Genomic DNA, 12,384 nt, shown 5'->3' on the forward strand with positions numbered 1-12,384 from the left:
CAACCAGAATATGGCTGGTTCGGAACGCTTTACGGTTTTTCGCCAGGGAGGGAACAGGATGACAGGCTACAACTGGGAAAATAATTTTTCCAATGCGGGTTCTGACTGGTACCATTCCAGCGATAATTATCTTACGTGGGTAGCTGGAATTCCCTCCAACCAGGAAAGGATCCCGGGAATTGTTGTTACCCGTTTTGCCGAGCAAAACAACGCATCAGGCGCAAAGTCGCTGGTGACATTGCAGATGGCCGGGTATGTGGCAAGAGACGGACGGCAAACGGTTACAGAAGTACAGACGGCTCCATCAGTGCGCTGGAGAGAAGTAAAGTTCAGGAAGCAGGCATCCCTTAGCCTGAATCCTGATACAACGGATGCGTTTGTTTATATGGACGAACAGATTCATTTCCTCATCAATCGCTTCGGTCTTTCTTCCGAAGGAGGCATCTGGGGGTATTCGCTCGACAACGAGCCCGCCCTTTGGCCCTTTACCCACCCGCGAATTCATCCTGCAATACCTACTTATCGCGAAATCAGTGACAAGGGAATTATCCTGGGCCATACCATAAAACAACTTGACCCTGGCGCCCTTGTTTTCGGTCCGGTACTTTATGGCATTTCAGCCTATATTGATTTTCAGGGAGCACCTGATAAAAACACAGAGGGATCTGGATATGACTGGTTTATCTCTTATTACCTGCACAGGATGAAACAGGCATCCGATTCTTGTGGTATCCGGCTGCTGGATGTGCTCGACCTTCACTGGTATCCAGAAGCCAGAGGTGATAATCGCATTACCGACCAGAATGCAACAACGCTTGCTGATATTCAGGCCCGTCTTCAGGCTCCAAGAACTCTCTGGGACACCGGCTACTATGAAAACAGCTGGATCGGACAATGGAGAAAGGAATACCTGCCGCTGATTCCTGTCATTAAAAAGTCTATTGATACCTATTACCCCGGAACAAAACTTGCATTCACCGAGTATACCTATGGAGGGGGGGACCATATTTCCGGAGGTCTTGCACAGGCTGACGTGTTGGGCATTTTTGGCAGGTACGGAATATTTGCCGCCATGCATTGGTTGACAGGCCCTTCAGATTATATTTCATCAGGCTTCCGGCTGTACAGAAACTATGACGGTGCAGGTGGCGCATTCGGTGACACCAGCATATTTGCTGCCACAAGCGATAAGGTGAACAGTTCGGTATATGCCTCTGTTACGGGCCCGGCCGACAGTTCCCTGCATATTGTTGTAATCAACAAGAGCACTGCTTCTTCCATATCGGGTACTTTTTCCATTACAGCCGAAACCACTTACCCGGCCTGTAAAATATGGGGAATAAACAAAAACAGCACTTCCCTTTATTATGCCGGTTCGTATGCGCTGACGGGCAACAGTTTTACCATCACCATTCCTGCGCTCACGGCCTATCATATCGTGCTGGATCCTGGTTTTGAAGTGAGCAGCCAGTTTTACAATACCGGAAACAGTCTGCGCATCTATCCTGTTCCCGCCACCGGTGAAGTGTACATTGAAATGCCGGCCAATGTGCGCTTTATCAGGTCAGCCCGACTGATTTCCCCTGTCGGACGTATCTGCTTTCTTACCAGTGATATGTTTACTGCCGATCAAAACAGAATTGTTCTTCAAACCGAAAAAATCAACCTGCCTTCGGGAATGTATATTGTTGATTTTGACACCCCTGATGGCAGACTGAAGGGAAAACTGCTCCTGCAGAAAAAATAAGGGAATTCTTTTTGTAAGTTTGCCCGGCGCCAAGGGATTGTTTTTGTTTATGAAACCCGCATATTTTGCGAACAAAAAAACCATTGCCTATAATTTTATCAAACATGGTGTTCCATTAAAGTTTAAAAATCTTTATGTGATGAAGAAATCGTTTTCTTTTTTTCCGGGTAGTAAAGGTATTTTCTTGCTTCTGCCTGTTCTTTCCGGATTAGTCTTTTCCTGCAACCATAAGCAGGAGGAAATCAGGGTGATGACGTTCAATATCCGGCTTGATACTCCGGCTGATTCAATGAACAACTGGAAGTACCGCAGGGAAAATGCGGCCCGGATGATTCGTTTTTATGATGTGGATCTGCTGGGTACCCAGGAGGTTCTGCACAATCAGCTTCAGGACCTGCTGAATCTTCTGCCGGAATATGGTTATATAGGAGCTGGCCGGAAGGACGGAAAAACAGAAGGGGAGTACAGTGCCCTTTTTTTCCGGAAATGCCGCTTTGATCTGCTGAAGACCGGAAATTTCTGGCTGAGCCAAACGCCGGAGGTTCCGGGTTCCATGGGCTGGGATGCGGCCTGTGAACGTATGGTAACCTGGGGCATTTTTAAGGACAGGGCGAATGGAAAGAAATTTGCCGCTTTCAATACCCATTTTGATCATATGGGAAAGGTCGCCCGCCTGAACAGTGCTCTGCTTCTGAAAGACCGTATCAGCCAGATTGCAGGGAATATGCCGGTCATTCTTACCGGCGATTTTAACGATACCGAAAGTTCGGAGCCCATACAGAAACTGCTGGAAGGGGGGAAGCTGAAAGATACCAGACGATCGGCCGCACTCGTTTACGGGCCGGAATGGACTTTTCACGGATTTGGCCGGGTGCCTTTACCTGAAAGGGAACGGATTGATTTTATTTTCGTTTCTCCTTCTGCAGAAGTCAATGCCTGTGCTTCCCTCGCCGAGGTGTGCGATACGCTTTATCTGTCGGATCACAATCCCGTCCTGGCAAAGGTTGTTCTGCCCTGAAGCCGTTAATGGGCAGTTCTCAGGAAGCTGTGACTTTTTCGAGCCTGCGGAGAACCGAGAAAATAAAGCCGGCTGACAGTAGGCAGCAAACTACCAGCACACTCCAGAAAACCCACAGAGGCACAACTGCCCATAGCAGACCTACGATGCCTACAGCATAGTTTCCGATGGCTGTGGCGGCAAACCATGCGCCCTGCATGGATCCCTTCAGATGGGGCGGAGCAACTTTTGATACGAAGGAAATACCTATAGGACTCAGAAACAACTCAGCCACCGTGAGCATAAAATACGTCGAGATGAGGTAATAGGGCGAAAGCAATACATTCTCAGGCGCTCTGACTTCTCCCAGTTCTTTCGGGCTGTATCCGATCAGTTTGAAAGAGCCTATTACCAGAATCATAAAGCCTGCGGCGGTAATCAGCATACCTATTCCGATTTTCCGTGGAGAGGAGGGTTCTTTTCCCCTGCTGTTCAGTGAACTGAACAAACCAACCACTACCGGTGTAAGGGCTACAATGAAAAACGGATTGAAGTGCTGGAACTTCTGGGGTGTGAATTCGTTGGTATCACTATAAGTAAGAAAACGCTGATAGGCAAGAAATCCGAAAATCAGTGCGCCTGCCAGGCCAAAGAGCCTGTACTGCAGGGAACTTTTCTTCCGCAGGGCAAAGTAAAGGCTCACTACGGTGAGAAAGACCGGCAGAAGACCAAACAGGTCGAACCACAGATTGGTCCATTTGTCAATGTGGTCAACGGTATAATCACGGGCAAAGATGGTCATGGCAGCTCCGTTCTGATGAAAGGCCATCCAGAAGAATATCACCACAAAATAGACTAACCCAAGGGCAACAAGCCTTTCCCTGATCTGTTCCCTGGAAAGGGTAACCACCTGATCCTGGTGTGCGGCACTTTTGGCTTTTTCCCGTTCGGTCATGTCGGCCGACCGGTAGTATTTTCTGAAACCCCAGAATATAAGCATCGAAGCAATCAGGCTGATGCAGGCCACCCCGAAAGCATAGTGGTACGAGGTGCTGAGGGAATTCAGGTAGTAACGGGCAAATTCGGTCAGATTCTGCATATGAACCGGCTGTGCGGCGGCCAGTTCACTCAGCCGGTCTTGCACCGAAGTGTCTCCGTTGAGGAACTTGTGCGCCAGAGCCGGAATGTCGGCTTTATAAAAAAGATCGTGCTTTTTCAGGATGGCATTGCTGATGTATTCGGCTGCGGTGGGGGCAAACATGGCACCAATGTTGATGCCCATATAGAAGATGTTGAAGGCATTGTCTCGTTTACCGCTGTATTGGGGGTTATCGTAAAGGTTCCCCACCAGTGCCTGCAGGTTTCCCTTGAACAATCCCGTGCCGGCAGCAATGATAGCCAGTGCAGCCAGTACGAGCGAAAGCCCTGTATTGATATCGGTAGGTATGGCCAGCAGGAAATAGCCTGCAAACATAACGATGAGGCCCAGGCTGATAGTTCTTCCGTAGCCCAGAACCCTGTCGGCCAGAATTCCGCCAAAAAGCGGCAGGAAATAAACGGCTGCCAGAAAAATTGAATAGATTTGCAGGGCGGTACTGCTGGAGAACCCATATTTGGCCTGAAGAAACAAAGTAAAAATGGCAATCATGGTATAGTATCCGAAACGTTCGCCCATATTGGCGAAGAAGGCGACAAACAGCCCTTTTGGATGCCCGTTGAACATATGATTTTCAGTTATTGGTACAACAATACAAGGCTTTGCGGACAAATATAAGGAAATCTTTTGCATCCGCTCAATAACCTGAACTATCCTGACCCATACCCGGCGCAAACCTTAAATCCAGAAACCGAAACAATAAATTGCTTACCTTGTATAAAATTTGATCCGCCTATGAATTCTTCTTTCTGCCGGATTGTGCTCATCGGTTCAGGCAATGTGGCTACCAGGCTGGGAAAAGCTTTCCGTTCAGCCGGGCATTCCGTTCTTCAGGTATGGTCCAGAAACAGGGAGCATGCTGAAGTGCTGGCCAGGGAACTGGGTGCTGAAGCATTGCGGCATCCGGATGCGATCGAAGCAACGGCCGACCTGGTGCTTGTGGCAGTGAGCGATTCAGCCATAGAAAATGTACTGGGCTTGCGTTCATGGGATAATCTGCTGCTGGTCCACACGTCCGGCAGTTTGCCCATGGATGTTCTGGTCCCATTTTCAACCCGCAGGGGCGTTTTTTATCCGTTTCAGACACTTTCCCGACAGGTGGAGGTAAATATGCAGGAAGTGCCTGTATTGACGGAGGCTTCCAACGAAAACGACCTGGCATTGCTCAACCATCTTGGAAAGAGTATTTCCGGGAGGGTACAGCCTGTTTCCTCTGAAGAGCGCGCGCGGCTTCATCTGGCAGGGGTTTTCTGCAGCAATTTTATCAACCACATGCTGGCGCTGGGAATGGAATATGCCCGAAAAGAAGGATTGGACAGTACCCTGCTGGATCCGCTGATCAGGGAAACCGTGCGCAAGGCCCTGGAAAACAATCCGAGGGAGGTGCAGACCGGCCCTGCTGTGCGTGGAGATGCCAACGTGATAAAAAAGCACCTCTCACTGCTGGAATCCCATCCCGATCTGCAGAAAATGTATACTTTTGTCACAGAAAGTATTCAGGCATTTCATCACTAATTACCGGAGCTTCATGACCAATATCCGAAAAGATTTTCATGCAATCAAAGCCTTTGTTTTTGACGTTGACGGAGTTCTGTCGGGTACCACCGCCATATTGCATCCTTCGGGCGAAATGATGCGTACCATGAACATACGCGACGGATTTGCCATGCAATACGCGGTGAAGAAGGGATACAAAATCGCCGTTATTACGGGAGGGGATTCGGAATCAGTTCGAATGCGGTTTAATAAGCTCGGAATCAAGGACGTGTACCTTAATTCGAGTAATAAAATTGAGCATTTCAGGCATTTTCTTGAGAAATATGGCCTTCGTCCTGCGGATGTTTTGTACATGGGCGACGACCTTCCCGATTATGAACCGATGAAGGAAGCCGGACTTTCTGCCTGTCCGGCCGATGCAGCCGAAGAAATCAAGAGCATTGCCGGATACATTTCGCACTGCCGCGGAGGAGAGGGGTGCGCCCGCGATGTGATTGAACAGGTGCTTCGCCTGCAGGGAAAATGGGCGCATGCTGATGCCTTTCACTGGTAATACCTCCATCTTATGAAAACCTATTTACGGCTCGTCCGGTTGCCGAACCTCATGATGATTGCATTTACCATGTATGCCATGCGGTTTCTTATTGTCAGGCCCCAGCTTCTGCTGTATGGCATGGATCTGCAGTTCAGCGAAGCGCACTTTGCCCTGCTGGTTGTTTCGGTGCTGTTTATTACGGCTGCCGGGTATGTGATCAACGATTACTTCGATGCACCGGTTGACATGATCAACCGCCCTTCGCGTGTTATGCTGAGCAGGTTGATTCCCCGAAGAATGGCCATTGTGGTGCACCTCACACTGAGCATCATCGGGGTAGCGGCCGGTATCTATCTTTCCTTTGCCATCCGCCTGTCGTTTCTTTCCATGATCTTTCTTCTGGTACCCGGCATCCTCTGGTTTTATTCAACTACCTACAAACGCCAGTTCCTTCTCGGAAACCTTATCGTGGCGTTTCTTACGGCGCTGGTGCCGCTTATGGTGATTCTGTTCGAGGTACCCCTTCTGATCAGGGAATATGGAAGAGAAATGGTTCGAAACCAGATTGATTTTCATACGCTGACGGCATGGGTGGGCGGCTATGCTCTGTTTGCCTTTCTGTTTACCCTGATCCGCGAAATAGTTAAAGATATGGAAGATTTTGAGGGCGACAGGGCATACGGAAGGAATACCCTCCCGGTGGTTTTGGGCCTGAAAACCACACGATATGTTGTTCTTGCCCTTACAGGGGTTGCCGTTGTATTTATAGCCGCCGTGCTGGTCCTGTATCTCACCGACCTGATGACCCTGCTGTACACGGTTCTGCTGGTTATGGCGCCTCTTGCCTTTGCTGTTTTCAGGCTTTTGCGTGCATCCACCGCTGAACAGTACCACCAGGTGAGTTCCTGGTTAAAGGGAATTATGCTGGCCGGAGTTGGGTATTCCTTCCTGGCCTGGTACATTATGACCTATACGATTCATTGAGTATGCTGTTACATGAAAAGCTTTCCCCATACCATCTGATTCTGGCATCGGGTTCCCCCCGGAGACGGGCTCTGCTGAAAGATCTTGGTCTTTCATTTACTTTAGCACCCAATCATGATCTGGAAGAAAACTTTCCCGAAGGAATGCCCGCCCGGGAGGTGCCGGTTTACCTTGCCGGGAAAAAATCCGATGCCTTTGCCACAGGGCTCGGAGAAAACGATATTCTCATCACCGCCGATACCATCGTGATCCTTCATGGCCAGATCATCGGAAAGCCGTCATCAGCAGAAGAAGCGGTAAGCATGCTCTCACAGCTTTCCGGCCACACCCATACGGTAATTACGGGAGTATGTCTCCGCACCAGAAGCAAGCAGTATTGTTTTTCTGACCGCTCGGAAGTGATTTTCCGTAAACTGACCGAAGAAGAAATCCGGTATTACGTGAGTCACTACCAGCCTTTCGATAAGGCCGGAGCTTATGGAATTCAGGAATGGATAGGGTATGTGGCCATTGAGGAAATCCGGGGATCGTTTTACAATGTGATGGGCCTGCCGGTGCAGAAACTGTATATCGAACTGGGAAAGTTTGTTGACAGTCTGCAAAAAACGCAGTAAGGTCTTTTTTATACCGGTAATCTGGCCCCTATCAACTGAAAATTCCATCTGCCGGCCGGCATCGAAAAAAATACGATGCAGAAGTTTTTTGGATGCAACCATTTTTGTAAATCAGAGGATTTCTTTATTTTTGTGTCATACTTTAAAAAATCATAACACGCATGTCGGTTCGTCGGTTTGGAGTTTCGCTGGATGCCGGAGTTCTGGAACAGCTCGACCGGTTTGTAAAGGACGGTAAATACGCCAACCGAAGCCAGGCTATCCGCTTCCTCATCGAAAAACATACCGTTGAACATAAGTGGAAATGCAACAATGTGGTGGCCGGTGCCATCGTACTGGTATATGATCATCATAAACGTGACCTGACAAATAAACTGACGGATATACAGCATGATTTTCATCATCTGATCCTGTCATCGCAGCATGTGCACCTCGATCATGATACCTGCCTGGAAACCATTCTCGTGAAAGGGAAATCAAAAGACCTTACAAAACTGGCTGACCTTCTTATCGGAGTAAAGGGTATTATCCACGGAAAGCTTGTAATGAGCATGGTTGGATAATTTTTTTTGAACAATTAGTAACACAATAATGAAAAAAGTAACACTTCAACTGATGTCTTGCATTAAAAAAGGTTTGCGAAGGGACTTTTTGAAGAAGCCGGGATTCCTGATTCTTTTTCTTCTGATGGTTCCATTCGCCGGCTGGTTCAGCCTGGTTTCCGCGCAGGAGCGTTATGTGAATCCGTTTCGCGGAAAAGGCATCGTTGTTGTTACCGACGGTTCTCCTGCATCATTGGCGGGATTGTCGGTTCTGATGGGAGTTCAGGAGTTCTCCCTGAGAGGAATTGTCGTTACCCGGCCTGCCGCCGGAAAAAGCACGGAAGCCTTTCTGAAGAAAGTACCAAAAGTTGTGAGAATTCCTTCGATCCTTACAGAAGAAAAAAGTATTCCCTGCGGAGACAGCATTATACTAACATGCCTGGCTCCGTTGAACAGCATTCCTGTCCGTCTGTTGGCTGAAAAGTTCTGGTACCGTATTCTTGTTTTTGACAAGGCAGATGAGGAATTTCAGCGGCCCGGAAAAGGAGGCACTGCATCTGCTGTTGACGTAATTCTTCCCGCAGGAAACCTTTCTCTTCCGCCGGACGGTTTTCTTCCGGCTGATTACCGTAAAAACGGAATTGCAGGTTTGTGGCATCGGTATGCTTACAAAGAAACGAACCCGGCTATTCAGTATGAGTTGCTGGCGGCGTATCTGCTTTTCCCTGAGGTGTTTGATATGAAGCCTTCTGTTTCCGATCCGACGCTGGCAAAAACCGTTGATTATGATACTGCAATGCTCAGAAGCATGGTGGCGGAAATCCTTACCGGGCAGTACCGGCCGGGAGAAGGAGTAGCCCTGGCAGGCTTTCCGACGGATCCTTCGCTGTACAAATATGATGTGCGTGCCATGATGGATGAGACCATACGGAAATTTGGCCTGGATGAATGGAAAGCCTGTGTACTGACAGACGAAATTCATGGTCATCTGGGTATTTATTCCATTGTAGGCGCCAAGATGGGCATTCGTGCAAGGGATTATTTTCATGCCGGCACCGATAAACTGCGCGTAGTTACTTACGGAGGAAGCAAACCGCCCAAGAGCTGTCTGAACGACGGACTGCAGGCCAGTACCGGTGCTACCATCGGACAGGGTTTGATAACCGTGGCCTCTGTTGAGGAAGCTTTGCCGCAGGCTGATTTCAGCTATGAAGGCAAAACCATCCGGATCCGCCTGAAGGAGGAATATAAACGGCAGATTGAGAATGATATCAGTCGCGGCATAGTAAAATACGGGCTTCTGAATGCCGGATACTGGAAAATGGTTCGTTCCCAGGCTCTTGATTACTGGAAAAACTGGGACAGGAACCTCATTTTTGAAATCATTGAATTACCAACCCAATAAACTGTTTACCCGATGAGAAATTTTTCAGTTTTTTTAGCAGCAGCCATTGCATTTCTGAATAGTTATGTGACCAGTGCACAGGAAGCGGAAAAAGCCGATACCATTCCTCTCCAGGAGGTGGTTGTATCGGGTTCCCGCGTTGAGACAGGACGGAACCGGATTCCTGTATCTGTAAGTGTTCTTACCAGAGATGAGGTGAAGCGGATTGACCGTTCGAACATTCTGCCGGAGATTTCTGACCGCATACCGGGCGTTTTTGTTACCGAAAGAGGCATGACCGGATTTGGCGTTTCCAACGGTGCGGCCGGGCAGATTCTGATTCGCGGGGTAGGCGGGGTGAGCCCTAATAACCAGGTTCTGGTTCTGATTGATGGCCATCCTCAGTACATGGGCATTTTTGGCCATCCCCTGCCCGATGCCTATGTGGCTTCGGACATTGAAAAGGTGGAAGTGGTGAAAGGTCCGGCATCTGTTTTATACGGTTCCGCCGCTATGGCCGGGGTGGTCAATATCATCACGCGCCGTCTGCAGGCCGAAGGGCCTTCCCTTTCAGCCAGGGTTTCGTATGGTTCGTTCAATACACAGAAATATATGGTGAACGGAGGATACCGGTGGAAGAAATTCGGAGTATTTGCATCCGTCAACCGGGACCATACCGACGGAGAGCGTGACAGCAGTGTTTTTGACATTACCAACGGCTTTGTCAAGTTATCGTGGGATCCTTTGTCCCATTTATCAGTAAGTGCCAACGTAATGGCTGCTGCCTTTACTTCACAGGATCCGGGCCCCATCTTTAAACCTGCTTCATTCTGGGTAGATATTAAAAGGGGACAGACGGCATTGAGTGTAGAAAATAAATTTGAAAAAACGCAGGGAGGACTTACCGTCTTTTACAATTTTGGCAAGCATGTATTGGCCGACGGATGGCATTCACGCGACGGGCAGGCCGGCATCAGCCTGTATCAGGGAGTGTCGCTGTTCAGGGGAAACCGTTTGACGGCAGGTATCGATTACAAAAATACCGGCGGGATTGGCAGCAGCGGAATGAATCATGACAAATGGCTTGCCATGGATGAAACTGCGGGGTATCTTTTTGCCCAGCAGCAATTGTTTGGTCAGGTAAATCTGAGCGGAGGCCTTCGGCTTGAAAACAACAGTATTTACGGTTCTGAATGGGTTCCGCAGGCCGGCGCCACCTGGAATCCCGGCCGTCTGACCACCCTGCGGGTGAGCGCTTCAAAAGGTTTTCGCAACCCAACCATCATGGAACTCTATCTGTTTGCCCCGAACCCGGACCTGAAACCGGAACGTATCTGGAACTATGAAGCCGGAATCATGCAGAAGTGGCTGGATGGAAAAATCAATACCGAACTGACGCTTTATATGCTCGACGGAAGCAACTTTATCCAGGTTTTGCCTAACCCTAATCCTCCGCCGCCCATGAAACGGCAGAATGCGGGATCTGTGAAGAATCAGGGTGTGGAATGCCAGATTTCAGGCATGATTTCTTCCGGGCTGAGCTGGCGTGCCGGATACAGTTATCTGCATATGGAGAACCTGGTACTGGCCGCTCCGCAGCATCAGATTCTTTACGGAGCGATGTGGAAAAATGAAAAATTTTCGGTTTCTTTGGACGGGAAGACGATCAGCGGTCTTTATACAAAGCTTCCTGCTGAAAGCGATCCCGGTGTGAAGCAGGATTTTACCGTGCTGAATGTCCGGGTTTCCTGGCAGGTGGTGAAATATACCGAAGTGTTTGTGACAGGCCGCAATCTTCTGAATGCAGATTATGAGATTTTTAACGGGTATCCCATGCCCGGGATCAATTTCATAGGTGGAATAACATTTGATCTGAAATAGCGAAAAGGTGGAACAAAGTTTATCGGTACTCATTCCTCTGGCTGCCAGCATTGGGTTTATTCACACCCTCTTTGGCCCCGATCATTATCTGCCCTTCATTGTGATGGCCAGGGCGAGGAAATGGTCGTGGCCGAAGACGGGCCTGATCACATTGTTATGTGGCATCGGGCATGTAGGCAGTTCCATTGTTATCGGAGCTATTGGCATAGCGCTTGGCTACGGGGTACAGCATCTCGAAAAAATTGAGTCGGTGAGGGGCGACTGGGCCGCATGGGCTCTCTTCCTTTTTGGGATCGGATACCTTCTCTGGGGGCTGTGGAAGGGGATAAGAAACAAACCGCACAGGCATTTCCACGTGCACGACGATGGAAGTATTCACACCCACCAGCACAGCCATATACAGAGGGCTGTTCATAATCATGATCACCGGCCTGAAGAAGACGTGAACCTTACTCCATGGATTCTTTTTATTGTTTTTGTGCTGGGGCCCTGTGAACCCCTGATTCCGGTGCTTATGTATCCGGCGGCAAGGCACAGTATGGATGGGGTTGTGCTGGTGGCTGTTGTGTTTTCGGCTGTCACCATAGCCACCATGCTCACCATTGTGTTTCTGGGCAGGTATGGATTGAATCAGCTTCCGGTGGCCAAATTCGACCGGTGGATGCACGCGGCAGCCGGCGGGGCCATTGCGTTGAGCGGTGCGGCTGTTCTTTTCCTCGGACTGTGATTTTGGGCTTTTTATTTCCCTTCATCCCCTGGGGAAAGAGCGTAAAGCACAGAGCGTAAAGCGTAAAGAAATAGTGTTCATCAGTTTATTCTCATCTTAACGTTCTACCCATTTGTTTACTCGAAACTATAAAATCTCAAATCACAAATTGAACTTAAACACCAGAAACGCTGGAACCATGGAACCCTGGAACGCTGGAACTTTGGAACTCTGGAACTTTGAAACCCTGGAACACTGGAACTCTCAAACCGAGCGTAAGGCGTAAAGAAATACCGTTCGTGACTTACCTCTCTGCCCTCCACTCTAAGCCCAATGCTTTA

11 protein-coding genes are annotated in these 12,384 nt (G+C 49.0%); 10 read left to right on the plus strand and 1 reads right to left on the minus strand.

Going from position 1 to position 12,384, the window contains the following annotated elements:
- Window positions 1-1,747 (plus strand): hypothetical protein (locus GX419_02710; protein NLI23606.1); only part of this gene is annotated, 1,747 nt, incomplete at its 5' end.
- Between the two features lie 139 nt (window positions 1,748-1,886).
- On the plus strand, window positions 1,887-2,765 hold the full coding sequence (locus GX419_02715) for an endonuclease/exonuclease/phosphatase family protein (protein NLI23607.1): 879 nt from the start codon (window positions 1,887-1,889) through the stop codon (window positions 2,763-2,765).
- 19 nt (window positions 2,766-2,784) lie between these two features.
- Here the strand turns inward: GX419_02715 and GX419_02720 are convergent, their stop codons facing one another.
- The gene (locus tag GX419_02720) at window positions 2,785-4,467 is read right to left on the minus strand and encodes a peptide MFS transporter (protein NLI23608.1); all 1,683 of its coding nucleotides are present in this window, start codon (window positions 4,465-4,467) and stop codon (window positions 2,785-2,787) included.
- A 168-nt stretch (window positions 4,468-4,635) separates the two neighbouring features.
- Between GX419_02720 and GX419_02725 the strand changes: the two genes are divergently transcribed.
- From GX419_02725 to GX419_02760, 8 genes are all read left to right on the plus strand, one after another.
- Window positions 4,636-5,415 (plus strand): DUF2520 domain-containing protein, encoded by a 780-nt coding sequence (locus GX419_02725; protein ID NLI23609.1) that lies wholly within the window; start codon window positions 4,636-4,638, stop codon window positions 5,413-5,415.
- A gap of 13 nt (window positions 5,416-5,428) precedes the next feature.
- On the plus strand, window positions 5,429-5,950 hold the full coding sequence (locus GX419_02730; GenBank protein NLI23610.1) for an HAD-IIIA family hydrolase: 522 nt from the start codon (window positions 5,429-5,431) through the stop codon (window positions 5,948-5,950).
- 12 nt (window positions 5,951-5,962) lie between these two features.
- A complete protein-coding gene (locus GX419_02735) occupies window positions 5,963-6,916 on the plus strand; it encodes a UbiA family prenyltransferase (protein ID NLI23611.1) in 954 nt (317 codons plus the stop codon).
- Window positions 6,917-6,918: 2 nt separating this feature from the next.
- Window positions 6,919-7,530 carry a septum formation protein Maf gene (gene maf, locus GX419_02740; protein ID NLI23612.1) on the plus strand — a complete coding sequence of 204 codons (612 nt, stop codon included), beginning with the start codon at window positions 6,919-6,921 and terminating at the stop codon, window positions 7,528-7,530.
- A gap of 161 nt (window positions 7,531-7,691) precedes the next feature.
- Complete coding sequence (gene nikR, locus GX419_02745) at window positions 7,692-8,093, plus strand: nickel-responsive transcriptional regulator NikR (GenBank protein NLI23613.1); 402 nt, start codon at window positions 7,692-7,694, stop codon at window positions 8,091-8,093.
- Between the two features lie 52 nt (window positions 8,094-8,145).
- Window positions 8,146-9,477 (plus strand): hypothetical protein, encoded by a 1,332-nt coding sequence (locus GX419_02750; protein ID NLI23614.1) that lies wholly within the window; start codon window positions 8,146-8,148, stop codon window positions 9,475-9,477.
- Between the two features lie 12 nt (window positions 9,478-9,489).
- Window positions 9,490-11,337 carry a TonB-dependent receptor gene (locus GX419_02755; protein ID NLI23615.1) on the plus strand — a complete coding sequence of 616 codons (1,848 nt, stop codon included), beginning with the start codon at window positions 9,490-9,492 and terminating at the stop codon, window positions 11,335-11,337.
- Between the two features lie 103 nt (window positions 11,338-11,440).
- On the plus strand, window positions 11,441-12,064 hold the full coding sequence (locus tag GX419_02760) for a sulfite exporter TauE/SafE family protein (GenBank protein ID NLI23616.1): 624 nt from the start codon (window positions 11,441-11,443) through the stop codon (window positions 12,062-12,064).
- The last annotated feature ends 320 nt before the right edge of the window (window positions 12,065-12,384 follow it).

The sequence above is a fragment of the Bacteroidales bacterium genome (assembly GCA_012517825.1).
GTDB lineage: Bacteria > Bacteroidota > Bacteroidia > Bacteroidales > JAAYUG01 > JAAYUG01.